The sequence below is a fragment of the Pseudomonas sp. IT-P74 genome (assembly GCF_949768175.1).
Taxonomy (GTDB): Bacteria; Pseudomonadota; Gammaproteobacteria; order Pseudomonadales; family Pseudomonadaceae; genus Aquipseudomonas.
Genome location: NZ_CATKQD010000011.1, coordinates 382,639 through 401,332 on the forward strand (window position 1 = coordinate 382,639; position 18,694 = coordinate 401,332).

Here is an 18,694-nt window from a genome sequence, read left to right on the forward strand (position 1 = left end):
AGGCTCCTTAGAAAATCGGCAACGGCAGTTCACGGATCGCAGCCAGGCCGCCAACCTTTTCCAGATACTGTTCGTGGGTGCAGTCGACGTAGTCGCGGACATAGCCCTGCCAGCCATCGGCCGCCTGGACCGTGGCGTTGTAGGCCTTGAAGTGCGCGACATCGAAACCGTACAGCGGCGCGCAGGACGACGGATGCGCCCCGCCCGGCACGTGGGCCACGGCGGTGGTCAGGTTGCGTTCCCAGAACACTTGGTGGACGTGGGCACTGTCCTGATGGAAGTAGTCGCTGTCGACCAGCTCATCGCAGGTTACGTAGCTGTGGGTCGCGGCACGTACGAACAGGTCGTCCATGTAGTGATCCGGACCGCTGATCTGGCACACGCCGCGTTTGTCGGCGCGGTCGACATGCACCAGCGCCGCGTCGAGCTTGAGCGCCGGCATGGCCACCCAATCCTTGCCATCGGCGTACGGCGAGGCAATCAACTTGATCTGGCGGTTGTGGCGCAGCACGTCAGTGCCCAGGCCCACGGCGGTCGGAGTGAACGGCACATTCATCGCCGCCGCCCGCAGGCCGAGCAGCAGCATGCCTTCATCGATCTCCATCACTTCCAGCGCCGCTTCCTGGCGCACCTTGCGGAAGTACGGCTCCAGCGGAATGAAATCCAGGGACACGAAGGCGAATATCAGTTTCTTGATCTTGCCGGCGGCACAGAGCATGCCGACATCGGCACCACCGTAGGCGACCACGGTCAGGTCCTTGAGGTCCGAGCGCAGAATCTCGCGCACCAGCGCCATTGGCTTGCGACGCGGACCCCAGCCACCGATACCGATGGTCATGCCGTCACGCAGTTGGCCGACGATCTCGGCGGTGCTCATTTGCTTGTCCATCGTCTTGTTCCTCATTGGCGACCGACACTGAAGTCGTGGCCCCAGTGGCTGACCACGGTGCTTTCGAACGGCGTGTGGCGATCCCAGTCGACCACCAGGCCATCGCAGCCGTACTCCAGGTCAAACCCGGACGGGGTCTTGATATAGAAAGAAATCATCTGGTCGTTGGTGTGCTGGCCGAGGGTGGCCGACAGCTTCACGCCATTGGCGTGGACGCGATCCAGGGCGCGGCCGACTTCGTCCAGCGCGTTGACCTCGACCATCATGTGCACGCAACCGTGGGGCATCGGGCACTCGAAAATCGCCAGCGAGTGGTGGCGGCCGTTGTTGCAGTGCAGGAAGTGGATGCGTTTTTGCGGCTCGGCCGGGTCCGGGGTGAAGCGGACTTTCATCAGGTCCGACAGGCCGAAACCCATCACCTGTTCGTAGAAATCGCGGCAGCGTTCGAAGGCCGGGGCTGGCAATACAACGTGGCCCATGCCGAGGTCGTTGGTAACGAACCCTTTGACGCCAACCGGCGAAACGAAACGGGCGAAGTCCTGCAGCGGGCCCCAGAAAATTTCGTGGCGATTGCCATCCGGGTCGCTGAAGTGCACCAACTCCTGGACCTTGCGCAGCTCGGCCTCGGCCGCTGTGCCACGGGTCACTTGCACGTCGGCCTGTTGCAACTCGCTGACCGCCTGTTCCAGCGCCGCCTTGCCGGCCACTTCCCAGCCGCAGGCACCGAAGCTGTTTTCGGCATTCTTCTGCACGAGGATGCGGTAATGACGTTCGTCCATTTTCAGGTACAGACGCTCATCATCGCCGCTGACCATCATGCCCAACACCTGGCTTGCGTAGTGGCGCCATTGCGCCAGGTCGCTGGACAGCAGGGTGACGTAACCCAGACCACGGATATCCATGGATGCACTCCTCGTTTTTCTCAGGCGGTGTCGCCCTTCGGCTGGTGCCGGGGGAGACTTTATGTAGGGCCTATTCAAACGGGTTCGGCGAGGGGCAACATCGTCCAATGGGACTAGCGGAAATGATGGCTTTTGATGCAAAAAAACCTGTGGGAGCCAGCCTGCTGGCGATAGCGGTGTGTCAGGCAACATGGATGTTGAATGTCAGGCCGCTATCGCCAGCAGGCTAGCTCCCACAGGGGGCAGTGGTATGGCGGGTTTATGCGGCTGGTTCGATTTGGTCCAGCACGCGGTTTGCCGTGATTTCGGCCAGCATCACGCTGTTTGAAATGCCTGGCAGGACATTGCGCGATGAACCTTCCAGATGATCGACCAGGTAATGAACCATCACATCCACCGAGGCCAGCGTCTCGACCAGATAGACCACCAGGGTTTCGGTCGTGGCCCCGGGGTCGACGATGAACAGCGTACTGATTGTTCGAGGGGTGGCGCGGATGTCGGCGTTTGAGGGGATGCGCTCGGTTTCCGGCGGATTAGGTGAAGGTTTGACCATAGTTGAATGCTCCAAAATGTGGAGCCGTCACCTACTTGCGACTAAACAAGAGGGGTGGCAGCTGTACGCAGGTTAGTCGACCGGCGGAGCACGAAACCGGCGCGCCCGAAGGCGCCCTGCGCACAGCTACCATGAAGTGCAGGGCATGAAATGGCCTGACTGTTTGGGATGCAAATGCGCTTCGTGTCACAACGGGCGACTAAACCCGATCACTGATGAGCAGTGACGCGAATCAAGTTACCGAGGGGGTCCAGGGCGCACAAGCCGGCGGATTCTGGCGTACCTGTAGGCAACGACGCAAGGCGTTGTAGCTTTCATCAAGTAACACTGACAGCCGTTAAACAGGCGCTATCTATAGGCCAAAAACCTGTAGGAGCGAGCCTGCTCGCGATGGTCGTCAACGATAACGCTGGAAACCTGACACCCCGCGGCGCTCTCCGGTTCATCGCGAGCAGGCTCGCTCCTACAAGGGGTATGCGGTGTTCAATCTTATTCGGCAGGCATAAAAAAACGGGCCTTGGGGACCCGTTGGAAAGTGGGCCTGACGTCCATGCCAGGCCTGAAATGCGATCAAACTGTGGGAGCCAGCCTGCTGGCGATGGCGGTGTGTCAGACAACATGGATGTTGAATGTAAGACCGCTATCGCCAGCAGGCTGGCTCCCACAGGGGTTGCGAGGTTTGACCCGCATCAACCCTTACGGAAGTGCGGAATCACCTTCTCGCCAATGTTCTTCAAAGTCTCCAGCTGCGCCCACTGCGGCACGGTGCCCATCTGGCAGATGAACAGGATTTCGTCGGCGCCGGCATCGATCAAGCGCTGCACGTAGCCGATGCAATCCTCGACGGTGCCGTAAGCATGGTTCGGGTTCATCATGGCCATGGTCGGGTCGGAGAAGTCGACGCTGACTTCTTCCGAGGCAAAGCGCGACTTGATTACGCTCTGGCCGTTGCCGTCGACGAAGGTGTCGTCCTTCCACTTCTCCGGGTCCGGACGCTCGCCACCGCCGTACCAGTAGCCCAGGGATTCCATGAAGTAACGCTGGCCACGGATACCGATGCGGCGCGCTTCTTCGTTATCTTCCAGCACGATGGCCGGGCACAGCGCGGCGATGTGACGGTTAGGGCGGAAGCCCACTTGCTTCTTCTCGTCACGGTTGTCGTAGGCCGTGTGATACACCTCGACCTTCTTGGCGATCTCTTCCGGGCCACCGAAGCCCAGCACCAGCGCGCCCATGCCACGACCGCCGGCATTTTTCAGCGACTCGGTGTTGGTGCATGCCAGGTACATCGGCGGGTGCGGATCCTGGTACGGCTTTGGATGGATCGGGCGCTTGGGGATCTGCACGAAGTCGCCGTTGTGCTCGATCTCGTCCTGCACGAACATTTTCGGAATCAGGTACATCATCTCGTCGATCTGCGGCTGCAAGGTCGCCAGGTCGTAGCCGAAGGTGCCGGCTTCCTGCTGAGTGCCGCCCTTGCCCACGCCGAAGTGCACACGGCCCTTGGACAACAGGTCGAGGGTGGCGATGCGCTCGGCGACTTTCACCGGGTGGTTCATCGCCGGCGGCAGACAGACCACGCCGTGGCCGATGCCGATGCGTTCGGTTTTACCGGCCACGAACGCCAGCATGGTTTCCGGCGCGGACATGTGCGAGTAGTTGCTCAGCGCGGTGTGTTCCACGCACCAGAAGGTGTCGAAGCCGAGCTTGTCGGCGAGCACGGCCTGCTCGACGGTGTCTTCGAAAATCTTGCGGTCGCCTTCGCGGCTGGAGTCCACCGTCTGGGCTTCGTAAATCAGGGAAAATTTCATGGTTGATCCTTGTGCTTATTTGGATGCGCAGTCGGCGCCGTAGACCTTCGCCTTACCGCCAATGCTCGTGCATCGACGGGGCGCTCGAATCACGCAAACGGACTAGCTGATTCATGCGTAACTGTCAGAGGAAAAAGTCGCTGCTGTCCTGACCCATGCTGACCCCGCCGAGGTTCCAGGCGTACTTCGCCGGACTGTTGGCGACGTGGGCGCGACCGGTGTGAATGTCGCGGAACGCACGGTTGATCGGATGGCTGCGGAAGATCGTCGAAGCACCGCTGTTGAACATCAGGTCGCCCACAGTCTTGGCGCACTTATCGGCCACCAGTGCCGAGTCGTATCGCATCTTCACCCGCTCGGGCATGCTCAACGGCTCACCCTTCTGCGCGCGCTCCAGCATCAGGGCGAAGTTGCGATGCAGCACGGTCTTGCACTCGTCGACGCAGACCATGGCATTGGCCAACGCCGATTGCGCAGCCGGGTCCTGGACCATCTTGCGCCCGTCATTGACCCCGACCCGGGCACGGTTGTGCTCGACAAACTGATCCACCGCGCCTTGCAGGGCACCGATGGCCGACGACGAAACCGCACGCACGAAAATCTGCCCGAACGGCAGGCGGAACAACGGTGCGGTGTTCACCGCATTGCCCGGACTGTTCTGCATGAATCCGTCGAACGCGCGATGGGTGCGGTACTCGGGAACGAAGGCGTCTTCCACCAGAATGTCGTGGGAACCGGTGGCTTCCAGACCCATGACGTTCCAGTTGTCGAGGATCTGGTAGTCGCTGCGCGGCACCAGGAACGTCCGATAATCCGGCGCCCCGCCCGCCTCTGCCGGCGGCACCAGCGCACCGAGGAACACCCAGTCGCAATGCTTGCTGCCGGAAGAAAAGCCCCAGCGACCGCTCAACTTGAAGCCACCCTCGACCCGCTCGACCTTGCCCACCGGCATATAGGAAGAGGAGATCAACACGCTGGAGTCGCTACCCCAGACATCCTGGGCCGCGCGGTCGTCGAACAACGCCAGTTGCCAGTTGTGGATCGCCACCACCCCCAGCACCCAGGCCGAGGACATGCAGCCTTCGGCAAGGGTCATCTGTACGTCGAAGAAATCCTTGGGCTCCAGCTCATAGCCTTCCCAACGGGACGGTTGCAGGATGCGAAAGAACCCGGCGTCCTGGAAATCCTTCAGGGTTTCTTCAGGCAACTGCCCGGCTTGCGCGGCATTCAGGGCGCGTTCACGCAGGATCGGCACCAACTCGCGGGCACGTTGGCTCAGACGCTGGCGAATCAGGTCTTGGTTGAGCATTTTTATTGTTCTCCTTTGTTCACCCCATCCGCCGGGGCGCGCGTGCAACGGGGCGGGTGTAGCGCCCCTACACTGGCATTCAAACAATGCGCAACGCGGCGGGCATCCCTCAAACGGACCATGTGGTTTTGGGACAACAGTTACTTGGGGTACATCTGAAAGAGGTGTGTTGGTTGGCAGGCCGCCATCGCCAGCAGGCTGGCTCCCACAGGGATTAGCGTCGTACACAAAATCAGTGAACAACCACCAACCCTGTGGGAGCCAGCCTGCTGGCGATGGGGCCGGCACATTCAACATTGAAATGGCCTGATGCCTAGTCCCCTCGGACGATGTTTGCGCTAGACGTCAGCGCAAGAATCCATCGCACTCCCCAACCAACAAAAAGGCCCAGTGCGATGAACGACGTCAATCTCAAAGCCGACATGCTCCAGGCCATGCGCCGCCTGGCCAAGTCAGTCACCATTATCAGCACCAGCAACGGCACCGAACGCTTCGCCATGGCCGCCACGGCCGTTGACTCCCTGAGCACCGAGCCGCCATCGCTGCTGATCTGCGTCAACAAGACCGCCTCGCCCCACGCCGCACTGGCGACCGGCGCCGACTTCTGCGTCAACATCCTCGGCGTCGAACAACAAGACCTGGCCAACCTGTGCAGCGGTGCAATCAAAGGCGAAGCGCGCTTCGACCGTGGCAACTGGCTGACCAGCCCCGGCGGTATTCCTTACCTGGGTGATGCGCAGTCGGCAATCCTCTGCCGCCAGGACGGCCACTTCAGCTACGGCACCCACACCGTGTTCATCGGGCGCATCCTGCAGATCCACACCACCGCCGAAATCACCCCGCTGGTCTACCTCGACGGCAGCTACACCACCACCGCCAAACCCGCACCTTCTCTCGCTGCTGCTGGCTGAGGCCCGAACATGGACAGCCTGAACCGGTTGACGGCGTTGCGAGTGAACAGCGCCGACCAGTTGCCATGGGACGACCGCTGCGACTTGCTGATCGTCGGGTTTGGCGGTGCCGGCGCCTGTGCCGCCATCGAAGCCAGCGCTCGCGGCTTGTCGGTGCTCGCACTGGATCGCTTCGAAGGCGGCGGCGCCACGGCACTCAGCGGTGGCGTGGTGTATGCCGGCGGCGGTACGCCGTATCAGCGTCAGGCTGGCTACGAAGACAGCAGTGAAGCCATGTTCAATTACCTGCGTCAGGAAGTCGGGGAAGCCGTCAGCGGCGAAACCCTAAAGCACTTCTGCGACGGCAGCCGCGAGCAACTGGCCTGGCTGGAGCGACAAGGCGCGGCCTTCGAGGCCAGCGTGCCACCGCATAAAACCTCGTACCCGAGCGACCAGTACTATCTCTATTTCTCCGGCAACGAAGCCGTGCCGGCCTATGCCGCCAGCGCCAGGCCGGCGCCCCGTGGCCACCGCACCCAAGGCCCGGGTATGTCCGGCGCCAGCCTGTTCGCCCCGCTCAAGGCCAGCGCCTTGCGTCATGGCGCACGCCTGCGCAGCCAGTGCGAAGTGCGGCGACTGGTGCTCGACCTCGACGACAAGGTCATCGGCGTCGAAGCCTGGCAACTGCCGTCGGGCAGCCGCGCCGCCAAACAACATGCGCGCCTGTCGCGCTGGACCGCTGCCATTCATATGTACGCTCCGGCATTGGCCGACCGCTTGCGCGCCCGGCAGCGTCGCATCGAACAGAGCAGCGCCATTCGGCAATTGATTCGCGCCGAACAGGCAGTGCTGCTGAGCAGCGGCGGCTTTATCTTCAATCGCGATCTGGTGCGCCAACACGCGCCGCAATACCTGGCCGGCCTGCCGCTGGGCGCCACCGGGTGCAATGGCAGCGGCATCGCCCTGGGCCAGAGCGCCGGTGGCAGCGTGGCGCGGATGGACAAGGTCAGCGCCTGGCGTTTCATCAACCCGCCACTGGCCTGGGCCCGCGGGCTGATCGTCAATGCCCGCGGACAGCGTTACGCCAACGAAGAAATCTACGGCGCGACCCTCGGCCACGCCATGGTCGAAGAGCAGGATGGCCGAGCCATTCTGGTACTCAACCGTGAGCTGGTGCGCGAAGCGCTGCGCCAGGTCGGCCCGGGCAAAGTCTGGAATTTCCAGCGCCTGCCGGTGCTGCTCAATCTGCTGTTCAACGCCAAGCGCAGCAACAGCCTGGCCGGGTTGGCCAAACGCTGCAACCTGCCGCCGGAACTGCTGCGCCAAAGTGTCGAACGCTACTCCCGAGCAGCACGCGGTGAGGTCGCCGACGAGTTCGGCAAGTCCGCCGCGATGCTCGCCAACCTCGACCAGGGTCCGTGGTACGCCCTCGACCTGTCTTTCGACAGCAAGCTCTTCCCCTGCCCGGTCATCACCCTCGGCGGGCTGAAGGTCTGCGAGGCCAGCGGACAGGTGCTGGACCACGCCGGCCAGCCAATAAACGGTCTCTACAGCGCCGGCCGTAACGCTGTCGGTGTCGCGTCCAACCTTTATGTCTCCGGCCTGTCATTGGCCGACTGCATCTTTTCCGGTCGCCGGGCTGCCGCCCACGTGGCCGACCAATTCGCACTTCAAACCGCACGATCAGGAGAACAACAATGCAACGTGTAGAAGGCAAAGTCTGCATCATCACCGGCGCCGCCAGCGGCATCGGTCGCGAAGACGCCCTGCTGCTGGCCCGCGAAGGCGCCAAAGTGGTGCTGACCGATCTCAACGAAGAGGCTGGCCGTCAGGTTGCCGCCGAGATCGGCAGCAACGCGCTATTCATCCGCCACGACATCGCCAGCGAAAGCGATTGGCAACACGTGGTCAAGACCACCGTCGAACACTTCGGCCGTCTCGATGTATTGGTCAACAACGCCGCGATCCTGGCCCTGGGCAGCATCGAAGACACCACGCTGGAACTGTGGCAGAAAGTGCAGAAGATCAACGGCGAAGGCTACTTCCTCGGCTGCAAGTACGCGATCCAGGCCATGAAGGAAACCGGCGGCGGCTCGATCATCAACATGTCGTCGGTGGCGGCCTTGGGCGCAATGCCGATGTTCTGTGCCTACTCGGCGTCCAAAGGCGCAGTGGCGGCGATGACCCGCTCCATCGCCTTGCACTGCAAGCAACAGGGTTACCGCATCCGCTGCAACAGCGTGCACCCCGATGGCGTGAACACGCCGATGACCCAGGCCCTGGCCGGTGGTCAACCGATCCCGCAGGAAGCGCTGGACCAGGACCCGATGAACCGAATGGCCGCGCCACGGGACATTGCCAACGTGGTGCTGTTCCTCGCCGCCGACGAGTCGCGATTCGTCAACGGTGCCGAGATCCGCGTCGACAACGCCCAGCTGATCAGCGGGCTCTGAGGTCGAGGTGAACATGGGCACGCAACAACAGAACCTGACCCCGGCCGAACACACGACGGGAAGTGTCTCATTGCAAGTGTGCGCGGTGATCGACGAGACCGCCGATGCGCGCTCGCTGGTGCTGGACGTACCGCCAACCCTGCGTGAGCGCTTTCGCTACAAACCGGGCCAGTTCCTGAGTTTTCGCGTGCCCTTGGCCGGCAAACTGTTGACCCGTTGCTATTCCATGGCCAGCTCGCCCCTCGCGGACGCGCTGCCCAAGGTCACGGTGAAACGGGTCGACGGCGGCCGGGTGTCGAACTGGATGAACGAAGTGCAGGTCGGCGACTGGCTGGAAGTACTGCCACCGGCCGGGTTTTTCTGCCTGGACCCGCAGGCGGACACCGAAAAGCCCCTGGTCCTGTTCGGGGGCGGTTCGGGCATCACCCCGGTGTTCTCGATTCTCAAGTCGGTGCTGCACAGCAGTCGGCGGCCGATCAAGTTGATCTACGCCAACCGCGATGAAGCGTCGGTGATTTTCAAGGACGAGCTGTGCCGGTTGATCAAGGCGCATCCTGATCAACTGCACGTGGTGCACGTCCTCGATTCGGTGCAGGGTTTCCTGACGGACCATCAGGTCCGTCATCTGCTGCGCGGGTCGGCCGGCGGCGACTACTTCATCTGCGGGCCGGGACCGTTCATGGACACCGTGGAGCGCGCGCTGCTGGCACTGGGCGAAGCGGCCGAGCGGATCCATGTCGAACGTTTCGTCTCACCGCCGGACCCCGACGAACTATTGGCCGAAGAAGCCCTCGCCCGCGAGGCAGCGATGGGTTCGCAGTGCAAAGCGCTGATCGTCGAACTCGATGGCCAGCAACACGAAATTACCTGCCAGCCGGGCGACACCCTGCTGCAAAGTTGCAAGGCCGCCGGCCTGGATGTGCCGTCGTCCTGTGAAGAAGGTTTCTGCGGCGCGTGCATGTGCGTGGTCAAGGAAGGTGAGGTTCAGTTGGCGCGCAACGATGTGCTGACGCCCAAGGAACTGGCCGACGGCTGGACCCTGGCCTGCCAGAGCCGACCAACCGGCGCCAAGGTACACCTGAAATTCCCCGATTGAAGATACTAATCCCCCTGTAGGAGCGAGCCTGCTCGCGATGGACGTCAACGATAACGCGCCCTGTCTGAATGACCGCGGTGCCCGGGCGATTTTCGCGAGCAGGCTCGCTCCTACAGTTGAAATGTGCCGGTCTTGAGATCTGTTGCTTAGTCTCATTGGACGATCACCCAGGCCCGGTCAGCGGTTAGACTCGGCCACAGCATTAGCCCACAACAATAAAGAGGTGCAGTTATGGCTCGTTTGCAGAATAAGGTCGCGGTGGTCACCGGCGGCGCTTCGGGGATCGGTCTGGCCTGCGTGCGCCGTTTCGCGGCCGAAGGCGCGCAAGTGGTCGGGCTGGACATCGGCAGCGCACCGGCAGACTTTCCCGGCCTGTTCATGACCCTGGACGTGCGCGACGAAGCGCAGGTGCAGCAGGTCATGCAAGAAGTCATCAACCGCTTCGGACGCATCGACGTACTGGTCAATGCCGCTGGCGTCGCCGACCAGGGCAGCGTGACCCAGACCACCACCGCCAACTGGCAACGGGTAATGGACATCAACCTGACCGGCAGCATGCTCACCAGCAAGTACGCGCTGGCGTCGATGGTTGAACAACGCAATGGCTCGATCATCAACGTCGGTTCGATCTTCGGCCTGCAAGGCTGCGACGGCAACGTGGCCTACAACGTGTCCAAGGGCGGCATCAACCAACTGACCCGCTCGATGGCCATCGACTACGGCTACGCCAACGTGCGCGTCAACGGTTTGTGCCCGGGCCTGATCGAAACGCCGATGACCAGCATGGTCCGTGACAACGACGCGTTCCACGCCTTCTTCGCCTCGCAGCATATGCTCAGCCGCTCCGGGCAACCGGAAGAAGTGGCCAACGTCGCGCTGTTCCTGGCCTCCGACGAAGCGTCCTTTGTCAGCGGCCAGATGATCGCCGTGGACGGTGGTTTCTCCGCCGGTCGCCGTTTCGCCCCGCCCGCCCAGTAATTCGTTATCCGGCCGGGCGCCCTGCCCGGCCTACTCCCTTTTTCGCAACTGTCTTCTAACCGGGGAGGCCCCATGCCGCCTGTCGCCACCGCACTGACCATCGCTCAACTGTTCGCCAACGCTGCCCAGGCCTACGGCGATCGCCCGGCCATCGAGGACGCGGGCCACGTCATCAGCTACCGACAACTGGACCAACTGCGCCGCCAGGCTGCCCGCGCACTGCTGGCCCTCGACGTACAGGTCGGGGACCGCGTGGCGGTCTGGGCACCCAACGTGTGGGAATGGATTGTCGCCGCCGGTGCCCTGCAAAGTGTCGGCGCCGCCCTGGTGCCGCTCAATACCCGGATGAAAGGCAGCGAGGCCGGCTACATCCTGCGAGAAAGCGGCACCTGCGTACTGTTTGCCATCGGCGAGTTTCTTGGTGCGGACTATCCCGGCATGCTGGCGTCCGAGGATCTGCCTGAGCTGCACCACATCGTCAGCGTACGCGGTGCCAACTCAGGCACCCTGGCCTGGGAACGGTTTATGGACCTGGGGATCGACGTGCCGCACCTGGCCCTGCGTACCCGCGAACAGAGCGTTGGCCCGCAGGCCTTGTCCGACGTGCTGTTCACCTCCGGCACCACCGGCAAACCCAAAGGCGTGATGACCAGCCACGGCCAGAACCTGCGCATCGTGCGTGACTGGAGCGATATCGTCGGCTTGCGCGAGAGCGATCGCTACCTGATCGTCAATCCGTTCTTCCACTCCTTCGGCTACAAGGCCGGTTGGCTGGCGGCGTTGATGCGTGGCTGCACTCTGCTGCCGCAGCAAGTGTTCGACGTGCAGGCCGTGCTCGAATGCGTGCAACGGGAACGCATCACCGTGTTGCCCGGGCCACCGACGTTGTATCAGTCGTTGCTGGCCCATCCGCAGCGCAACGAATTCGACCTGAGTTCCTTGCGCGTGGCAGTGACCGGGGCGGCGGCGATTCCCGTGGAGATGATCCACCGCATGCGCGACGAACTGGGCTTCGCCACCATCGTCACCGCGTATGGCCTGACGGAAGTCTGCGGTTTCGCCACGATCTGCCGCGCCGGTGACTCTGCGGAACGGGTCGCCAACACCAGTGGCCGGGCGATGCCGGGAGTTGAAGTGCGTTGTGTCGGCAGCAGCGGTCGCAGCCAGCCGGCGAGCGTTCCCGGTGAAGTGCAGATTCGCGGCTACAACCTGATGCAGGGTTATCTGAACAACCCCGAAGCCAGCCAGGAAATTCTCGACGCCGACGGCTGGCTGCACACCGGCGACATCGGCATGCTCGACGAGCAGGGTTACCTGCGCATCACCGACCGCCTCAAGGACATGTTCATCACCGGCGGCTTCAATGTGTACCCGGCGGAGATCGAACAGTGCTTGCTGACCTATCCGGGCGTGGCCCAGGCAGCGGTGATCGGCATTCCCGATGAGCGCATGGGTGAAGTGGCGATGGCGTTCCTGCTGCCCGCACCAGGTGTGGAAATCGAACAGGCGCGGTTCCTCGCCTGGTGCCGCGAGCAGATGGCCAACTACAAGGTTCCGCGCCGGGTGCAGGTGCTGCAGAAGATGCCGATCAATGCGGCGGGCAAAGTGACCAAGAATGTGTTGCGCGAGTGGGCACTGCAGCCCGCAGACTAAACGCAATCCCTGTAGGAGCGAGCCTGCTCGCGATGGTGTGTCAGTCGACATCAATGCAACTGATAGACCATCGCGAGCAGGCTCGCTCCTACAATGTTCGAGGGTGTACACAGATTTCGCGTCCGACACAGATCAACTGTGGGATCGAGCTTGCTCGCGATAGCGTCAGGTCAGTCAACATAGATGTTGAATGTTCTGCCGTCATCGCGAGCAGGCTCGCTCCTACAGATTTTTGTGTATGACTGGACGGCTCAGACCACCCGCGCCGGATGCTGCTGGCGCGGGTTGCCGAGCATGGCGCGGTGGGACGGTGGCTGGCGGCCTTCGGCTTCACTGATGCCGTAGCCGGGGGCGATTTCGGCGGTGATCAGGGTCTGCCCGGACAACGCCATCAACTGTGGATCATTGAGCAAGGCATGAATCACCCGCCCGTTGAACTGTGGGGTTTCAGCGTGAGCCAGGAACGCCTGGTACTGCTCGCCATGCTGCTCGCCGGCAATCTTCGTGCGTTCGGTCAGTTGCGGGCCGAGCCACAGCGATAACGCCGCCACACCCTGCCCTTCGAAATCGATCGCCATGTCCGCCGCCAGCTTGTCGACCCCGGCCTTTTGCGCGCCGTACGCCGGGCCATGCATGTAGCACCCGGCACCGAATGACGAGGTAAAGCAAATCAGCCCCTGGGCACTTTTCAGCAACAACGGTGCCGCGTAGAAGCTGGCGATGTAAGCCGAGCGCAGACCGACGTCGAGAATGCGCACCAGCTCCAGCGGTTTGGCCCAGAACGGCCCCGGTTCGATCAACCGGTCATGGATGAACGCGGCGTTGTTGACCAGCAAATCCAGATGCCCGCTCTCTGCTTCAACGCGGGCAAACAGTGCCTGAACCTGCGCGTCATCGGCGTGGTCACAGACCACCGCGATACCGCGTCCACCGGCAGCGGTAACCGCAGCGGCGGTGTCCTGCAACGAGCCGCGCAAGGCATGCCCATACAAAATCGACCCGCCTTGCGCCGGAGCACGACCGGTGACATACACTGTCATGCCCGCCGCCCCGAGGGCCAGGGCAATGCCCTGCCCGACTCCGCGACTGGCGCCGGTCACTACGGCGACCTGTGGATGCTGGTTGTTCATTCGACACTCCCGAACAAGGTTTTCGCCGACGCGGTTTCGCTCTGGCGTTTGATGTGATTGGCGGCCAGGTAACCGAAAGTCATGGCCGGGCCGATGGTCGAACCGGCGCCCGGATAGGTGCGGCCCATCATTGAGGCGGCGCTGTTGCCGATGGCGTACAGGCCGTTGATCGGTTCGCCGTCTTCATGCAACACGCGGGCGTGCACGTCGGTCAGCAGGCCACCCTTGGTGCCGATGTCGCCGGCGTCGATGCGCACGGCATAGAACGGTCCCTTGAGCAAAGGCGCCAGGCACGGATTGGGTTGCACGTTCGGGTCGCCGTAGTAGCGGTCGAACAGTGATTCGCCCTTGTGGAAATCCTCGTCGACGCCCTGCACCGCCATGCCATTGAAGCGCTGCACGGTGCGCACCAGCCCGCCAGCGTCGACACCGATTTTCGTCGCCAGTTCTTCCAGGCTCGACGCCTTCTGGAAGTAGTCGCGCAAATGCTCGGGCAATTGCCAATCGCGCTGGGCATAGCCCGGCAGCAACGCACCGCACGGGTATTTGCGGCGGAACTCGGCGTCAAACACCATCCAGCACGGCACGCTCGCGGCACCTTCGCGGTTATTGGCGTACATCGCGTAAACGATATCGGTATAGGGCGCGGCTTCGTTGACGAAACGCTCCCCCGCCGCGTTGACCATCACGCACCCCGGTAACGTACGTTCAACGAACAAGGCGCGCTGTTTTTCTTCCCCGCGCACGTAAGTGGTCGGCGCCCACCAGCTGTGCTCCATCAACGCGGTTCGTGCGCCAATGGCCTGACCCGCGCGGATACCGTCGCCGGTATTGTTCGGCGGCGTGGCGCTCCAGTTCACCTGGGACGGCTGCGGCAGGTACTGCTCGCGCATCGCCTGGTTACGCTCGAAACCACCGGCGGCAATGATCACCCCGTAACGCGCCTTGACGTTGAGCAACTGACCGTTGCGATTGACCCGCGCCCCGCCGACCCGGTCATCAACCAGCAATAGTTCTTCGAGCGCACAGTTGAGCCACAGCGACTTGCCGCGATCGAGCAACGAACAGCGCAAGGCGCCGATCAAGGCATTGCCCAAAGTCAGGAAACGGTCGCGACGGGACAAGCGTCGGCCTTCGCGATCACGCCAGTAGCGCCACATCACCCGCAGGGTCAGGCGCAACCAGCCGGGCCCACGGCACAACAGCACTTGCGCCTCTTTCATGGTCATCGCCATGCGCCCCATCATCAGGGTGCCGGGGGACGGTGCGCGCATGCGCAGGAATTCTTCGCCGAGTTCGGCGGCATCGAACGGTTGCGGATCCATCGAGCGATAGCCCGGTTTGCCGCCCTCGACTTCCGGGTAGTAATCGGCGTAGCGCGGTTGCGCCTCGAAGCGCACACGGGTGTGTTGTTCCAGGTACTCGACCATCTCCCGACCGTGCTCGACATAGGCTTCGATGCGCCCGTCATCGATCTCGCCATGGGTCACGGCGCGGATGTAGGCAATCGCTTCGGCCGCCGAATCACTGCCGCCGATCGCATTGATCCGGTGGTTGTTGGGGATCCAGATGCCGCCGCCGGACACCGCCGAGGTACCGCCGTACTCGCCGCTCTTTTCGATCAGCAGCGCATTGAGGCCCAGGTCGTGGGCGCGCAGCGCAGCGGTCATGCCCCCGGCTCCCGAGCCAATCACCAACACATCACAGCACTCATCCCATTTGATCCCGGCAGCGTTCATGCGATCACCCTTGTTCAGCGCCCATCAGGCAGAAACCGCCACCGCCGGATCTTCGCCCGGTGCAGTCGGTCTCGGGATTGTTCGCCGCGCGCGCCGGGTGTTCATCGTCCGATAAGACTAAGGCCAGGCCTGGGGCCGCCCCGTACAAATCGCTTAGTCCGCTTGGACGATGTTGCGCGCAAGTCGTGACTCCATAGTCGCCCACAGCACCAATCACCCCCCTGAAATGCAGGTCGGGCAGGTCTGACCTGGGCCATGAGGACGACATGATAAAAACAATAATCGCCCCACCAACACAGCACCCTCGCACACAGCTTGTTCTATTGATGCTGGCTGGTGGACTTAGCGCTCACGTTAACGCCATGAGCTTTCAGCCAAGCGAAGACTTGAGCATCGACTGGGACACCACACTGACGTACAGCCTCGCCTGGCGGACCGAGTCTCGCGATCACAAATTGACTGCCAATGCCAACGGCAACGACGGCGACAACGCGTTCGACAAAGGCAGCCTGATCAACAACCGCAGTGGCTTTCTCACCGAAGCCAACATCAAGTGGCAGGACGACTACGGCGTGTTCGTCCGGGCGACGGGCTTCTACGACAACGTCTACGATCAGGACAACGACAACACCACCGGCACTTCCAACTGCTTCGCCGGCGGCCATTGCAGCAAGCCTGACCGCTTCTCCCAGGACACCATCGACCAGCACCGCAATGAACTGCGCATGCTCGATTACTACGCCTATGGCACCTGGGACCTGGGCGGCCATGCCTTCAACGCGCGCCTGGGCAACCAGGTGGTGAGCTGGGGTGAAAGCCTGTTCTATCCGGGCATTTCCGCGGCCCAGAGCCCGGTGGACGCGACCAAGGCGACCACCCCGGGCGTCGAGGTCAAGGAAATCCTGCTGCCGGTCGGCCAGCTGTTCACCCAGTTCGCCCTGACCGAAAGCCTGGATATCCAGGCCTACTACCAATACAAGTGGGAAAAGACCGAGCTGTTCGGCGTGGGTAGCTACTTCTCCACCACCGACTTCATCGACGAGGGCGGTTTCAACGACGCCTCCGGTTTTGTCACCCGTCTGAAGGACGACAAGCCGAGCGACAGCGGCCAGTACGGTGTGGCCTTCACCTACGCCGCCGAGTCGCTGAACAACACCGAGTTCGGCCTCTTCTATTCGCGCTATCACGACAAGACGCCGTCGCTGGATTTCGCGACGAACCTGGGCCGCTACCAGGTGCGCTACTTCGACAACATCGACCTGTTTGGCGCGAGCTTCGCCACCGTGCTGGGCGACGTCAGTTGGGCCGGTGAAGTCAGCTACCGCGACGGCACGCCGGTGATGGTCGACAACGGTTTCTCCAGCCCCGTGCGTGGCAAGACCGTGCAAGCGCAAACGTCGATGATCTACGTGCTCGGCCCGACCGCCTTCGCCGACAACACCAGCCTGACCGGCGAGCTGGTCTACAACACCGTGGTCAGCAACGACAAGTCGCAGCCGGTGACCCTGGCGCCGGGCTTCGCGCTGCCGGGAACCGACAGCCTGGTCTACGACCGCGATGCCTGGGGCTACACGGTGCAGGCGAACTTTGACTACAACGACGTGTTCAGCGGATGGGACATGTCGGTGCCTGTCACCTTCAGCGCCGCCGCTCACGGCGACAGCTCGATGGTCGGCTCTATCAACGCCGGCCAGAACGATAACCGCGCCAGCATCGGCAGCTCGTGGCGCTACCTGGGCAACTTCACCGTCGAGGCCCGTTACAACGCCTACCTCGGCAGCGCCAACAACAGCCCGTTGGCCGACCGCGACAACGTCGCGCTCAACTTCAAGTACCGGTTCTGATTCCCCTGTCGGAGGAGCACAGCATGTCCAGATTCACCCAAACCTTACTGAGCACGGCATTGACCGTCGGCCTGCTCGGCAGTGGCCTGGCCTACGCCAAGGTCAGCCCCGAAGAAGCCGCCCGCCTGGGCCAGGACCTGACCCCGATGGGCGCGGAAAAAGCCGGCAACGCCGACGGCAGCATCCCGGCCTGGTCCGGCAAATGGCTCGGCCTGCCGCCAGGCCTCAAGTTTGACGGCCCCGGTACGCCATACCCGGACCCCTATGCCGCGGAAAAACCGTTGTTCGTGATCGACTCGAAGAACATGGACAAGTACGCCGAGAACCTCACCGACGGCCAGAAAGCGTTGCTCAAGCGCTACCCTGACACCTTCAAGATCCCGGTGTACCCGAGCCACCGCGACTTCCGCGTTGACCCGAAACTGGTCGAGGCGGTCAAGCACAACGCCGTCAACGCCGAGCTGGCCAACGACAACAACGACACGAAAAACGCCTGGGCCGGTTCACCGTTCCCGATTCCCAAGAACGGCAGCGAGTTGATGTTCAACCACACCCTCGCCGGCCGCGCCGCCGCCGAAGAGGCCAACTACCGGCAGGCCGTGGTGTACTCCAACAAGGAGCGGGTACTCGAAGAGGTCAACTACAAGATCTTCTCGATCTGGTCCAACCCGGACCGAACCCTGGAGACATCCAACGGCATTCTCACCAACTTCCTGATCACCACGCTGGAACCGGTGCGCAAGAAAGGCGAGATCGTCGTCGGTCACGAGTTCATCAACCCGACCGCCTCCCCGCGTCAGGCCTGGCAGTACAGCCCCGGTCAGCGCCGGGTGCGTCGCGCGCCGACCGTGGGCTACGACTCGCCGACCGGCGCCGGCGGTTTCCGCGTGTACGACGAAGACCGTTTGTTCAACGGTGCCCCGGACCGCTACAACTGGACCATCGTCGGCAAAAAGGAAATCTACATTCCTTATCACAACTACAAGATCGATGATCCGAGCGTAAGCACCGATCAGATTCTGGCCACCACCGGCCATATCGATCCGCAGTACATGCGCTATGAAAAACACCGCGTCTGGGTGCTGCAAGCCACCCTCAAGGAAGGCGCCCGCCACGTGTACGCCAAGCGTGTGATGTACCTGGACGAGGACACCTGGGCCGCGACCCTGGCCGACAACTACGACAGTCGCGGCCAACTCTGGCGCACCAACATGCAGACATCGATCTACGCCTACGAGATGCAGCGTTACCACGCTCGCCTCGGGGTCTATCACGACCTGATCGCCGGTTCGTATCTGGTGGACCGGATGCTGATCGATCAGAAACCGGCGAAGCTCAACGCCACCGCCTTCACCGAAGACGAGTTCACCCCTGGCAACCTGCGCAAACTCGGCACCCGCTAAAACCTCAGCGCCCCGACCGATTCATTCGGTCGGGGCGTTATGCT

General features: G+C 62.5%; 15 protein-coding genes and 1 pseudogene. 9 read left to right on the top strand and 7 right to left on the bottom strand.

The features are described 5' to 3' along the window. Positions 1-7 precede the first annotated feature (7 nt). The 3 genes from ACM6J5_RS10830 to ACM6J5_RS10840 all read right to left on the bottom strand — a co-directional run bounded on the left by ACM6J5_RS10830 (position 8) and on the right by ACM6J5_RS10840 (position 2,344). Complete coding sequence (locus tag ACM6J5_RS10830) at positions 8-889, bottom strand: CoA transferase subunit A (protein WP_414928476.1); 882 nt, start codon at positions 887-889, stop codon at positions 8-10. An 11-nt stretch (positions 890-900) separates the two neighbouring features. Next, positions 901-1,791 carry a VOC family protein gene (locus ACM6J5_RS10835; RefSeq protein WP_150673464.1) on the bottom strand — a complete coding sequence of 297 codons (891 nt, stop codon included), beginning with the start codon at positions 1,789-1,791 and terminating at the stop codon, positions 901-903. A 259-nt stretch (positions 1,792-2,050) separates the two neighbouring features. Next, positions 2,051-2,344, bottom strand: a complete 294-nt coding sequence (locus tag ACM6J5_RS10840; RefSeq protein ID WP_095944347.1) for a DUF6124 family protein — start codon at positions 2,342-2,344, stop codon at positions 2,051-2,053. A gap of 390 nt (positions 2,345-2,734) precedes the next feature. Here ACM6J5_RS10840 and ACM6J5_RS10845 point away from each other — a divergent pair. Continuing rightward, positions 2,735-2,812: pseudogene (locus ACM6J5_RS10845) on the top strand (outer membrane lipoprotein carrier protein LolA); the annotation flags it as partial. Positions 2,813-3,033: 221 nt separating this feature from the next. Here ACM6J5_RS10845 and ACM6J5_RS10850 read toward each other — a convergent pair. Together ACM6J5_RS10850 and ACM6J5_RS10855 are read right to left on the bottom strand one after the other, a co-directional pair. Beyond that, the gene (locus ACM6J5_RS10850; RefSeq protein WP_095944346.1) at positions 3,034-4,155 is read right to left on the bottom strand and encodes an LLM class flavin-dependent oxidoreductase; all 1,122 of its coding nucleotides are present in this window, start codon (positions 4,153-4,155) and stop codon (positions 3,034-3,036) included. A 124-nt stretch (positions 4,156-4,279) separates the two neighbouring features. Further along, positions 4,280-5,464, bottom strand: coding sequence for a flavin-dependent monooxygenase (locus tag ACM6J5_RS10855; protein ID WP_150673463.1), 1,185 nt, complete (start codon positions 5,462-5,464; stop codon positions 4,280-4,282). A 395-nt stretch (positions 5,465-5,859) separates the two neighbouring features. Here ACM6J5_RS10855 and ACM6J5_RS10860 point away from each other — a divergent pair, with 395 nt between their 5' ends. From ACM6J5_RS10860 to ACM6J5_RS10885, 6 genes are all read left to right on the top strand, one after another. Continuing rightward, the gene (locus ACM6J5_RS10860; protein WP_057714069.1) at positions 5,860-6,375 is read left to right on the top strand and encodes a flavin reductase family protein; all 516 of its coding nucleotides are present in this window, start codon (positions 5,860-5,862) and stop codon (positions 6,373-6,375) included. A gap of 9 nt (positions 6,376-6,384) precedes the next feature. Continuing rightward, positions 6,385-8,064 carry an FAD-binding protein gene (locus ACM6J5_RS10865; protein ID WP_414928477.1) on the top strand — a complete coding sequence of 560 codons (1,680 nt, stop codon included), beginning with the start codon at positions 6,385-6,387 and terminating at the stop codon, positions 8,062-8,064. Further along, on the top strand, positions 8,052-8,807 hold the full coding sequence (locus ACM6J5_RS10870) for a glucose 1-dehydrogenase (protein WP_414928478.1): 756 nt from the start codon (positions 8,052-8,054) through the stop codon (positions 8,805-8,807). Before ACM6J5_RS10865 ends, ACM6J5_RS10870 begins: the two co-directional genes overlap by 13 nt. 13 nt (positions 8,808-8,820) lie before the next feature. Next, positions 8,821-9,903, top strand: a complete 1,083-nt coding sequence (locus ACM6J5_RS10875; RefSeq protein ID WP_414928479.1) for a 2Fe-2S iron-sulfur cluster-binding protein — start codon at positions 8,821-8,823, stop codon at positions 9,901-9,903. 231 nt (positions 9,904-10,134) lie between these two features. After that, complete coding sequence (locus ACM6J5_RS10880; RefSeq protein ID WP_095944341.1) at positions 10,135-10,881, top strand: SDR family NAD(P)-dependent oxidoreductase; 747 nt, start codon at positions 10,135-10,137, stop codon at positions 10,879-10,881. Between the two features lie 72 nt (positions 10,882-10,953). Further along, a complete protein-coding gene (locus tag ACM6J5_RS10885) occupies positions 10,954-12,534 on the top strand; it encodes a FadD3 family acyl-CoA ligase (protein WP_414928480.1) in 1,581 nt (526 codons plus the stop codon). A gap of 251 nt (positions 12,535-12,785) precedes the next feature. On the opposite strand, the gene ACM6J5_RS10890 is transcribed toward ACM6J5_RS10885, so the two are convergent. After that, positions 12,786-13,664 (bottom strand): SDR family NAD(P)-dependent oxidoreductase, encoded by an 879-nt coding sequence (locus ACM6J5_RS10890; RefSeq protein WP_414928481.1) that lies wholly within the window; start codon positions 13,662-13,664, stop codon positions 12,786-12,788. Continuing rightward, positions 13,661-15,403 (bottom strand): FAD-binding protein, encoded by a 1,743-nt coding sequence (locus tag ACM6J5_RS10895; protein WP_414928482.1) that lies wholly within the window; start codon positions 15,401-15,403, stop codon positions 13,661-13,663. The genes ACM6J5_RS10890 and ACM6J5_RS10895 overlap by 4 nt, the downstream gene beginning before the upstream one ends. Positions 15,404-15,729: 326 nt before the next feature. On the opposite strand from ACM6J5_RS10895, the gene ACM6J5_RS10900 reads away from it, so the two are divergent. Next, positions 15,730-17,247, top strand: coding sequence for a DUF1302 domain-containing protein (locus ACM6J5_RS10900; RefSeq protein ID WP_414928483.1), 1,518 nt, complete (start codon positions 15,730-15,732; stop codon positions 17,245-17,247). 23 nt (positions 17,248-17,270) lie between these two features. Continuing rightward, entirely contained in the window at positions 17,271-18,650 is a 1,380-nt protein-coding gene (locus ACM6J5_RS10905) for a DUF1329 domain-containing protein (protein WP_095944336.1), read from the top strand. Positions 18,651-18,694: the final 44 nt, after the last annotated feature.

Coding starts and splice junctions, on each gene's coding strand:
- ACM6J5_RS10895 (WP_414928482.1), bottom strand. CDS start 15,403: ATGAACGCTGCCGGGATCAAATGGGATGAGTGCTGTGATGTGTTGGTG.
- ACM6J5_RS10905 (WP_095944336.1), top strand. CDS start 17,271: ATGTCCAGATTCACCCAAACCTTACTGAGCACGGCATTGACCGTCGGC.
- ACM6J5_RS10840 (WP_095944347.1), bottom strand. CDS start 2,344: ATGGTCAAACCTTCACCTAATCCGCCGGAAACCGAGCGCATCCCCTCA.
- ACM6J5_RS10865 (WP_414928477.1), top strand. CDS start 6,385: ATGGACAGCCTGAACCGGTTGACGGCGTTGCGAGTGAACAGCGCCGAC.
- ACM6J5_RS10835 (WP_150673464.1), bottom strand. CDS start 1,791: ATGGATATCCGTGGTCTGGGTTACGTCACCCTGCTGTCCAGCGACCTG.
- ACM6J5_RS10860 (WP_057714069.1), top strand. CDS start 5,860: ATGAACGACGTCAATCTCAAAGCCGACATGCTCCAGGCCATGCGCCGC.
- ACM6J5_RS10885 (WP_414928480.1), top strand. CDS start 10,954: ATGCCGCCTGTCGCCACCGCACTGACCATCGCTCAACTGTTCGCCAAC.
- ACM6J5_RS10875 (WP_414928479.1), top strand. CDS start 8,821: ATGGGCACGCAACAACAGAACCTGACCCCGGCCGAACACACGACGGGA.
- ACM6J5_RS10900 (WP_414928483.1), top strand. CDS start 15,730: ATGCTGGCTGGTGGACTTAGCGCTCACGTTAACGCCATGAGCTTTCAG.
- ACM6J5_RS10850 (WP_095944346.1), bottom strand. CDS start 4,155: ATGAAATTTTCCCTGATTTACGAAGCCCAGACGGTGGACTCCAGCCGC.
- ACM6J5_RS10890 (WP_414928481.1), bottom strand. CDS start 13,664: ATGAACAACCAGCATCCACAGGTCGCCGTAGTGACCGGCGCCAGTCGC.
- ACM6J5_RS10855 (WP_150673463.1), bottom strand. CDS start 5,464: ATGCTCAACCAAGACCTGATTCGCCAGCGTCTGAGCCAACGTGCCCGC.
- ACM6J5_RS10870 (WP_414928478.1), top strand. CDS start 8,052: ATGCAACGTGTAGAAGGCAAAGTCTGCATCATCACCGGCGCCGCCAGC.
- ACM6J5_RS10830 (WP_414928476.1), bottom strand. CDS start 889: ATGGACAAGCAAATGAGCACCGCCGAGATCGTCGGCCAACTGCGTGAC.
- ACM6J5_RS10880 (WP_095944341.1), top strand. CDS start 10,135: ATGGCTCGTTTGCAGAATAAGGTCGCGGTGGTCACCGGCGGCGCTTCG.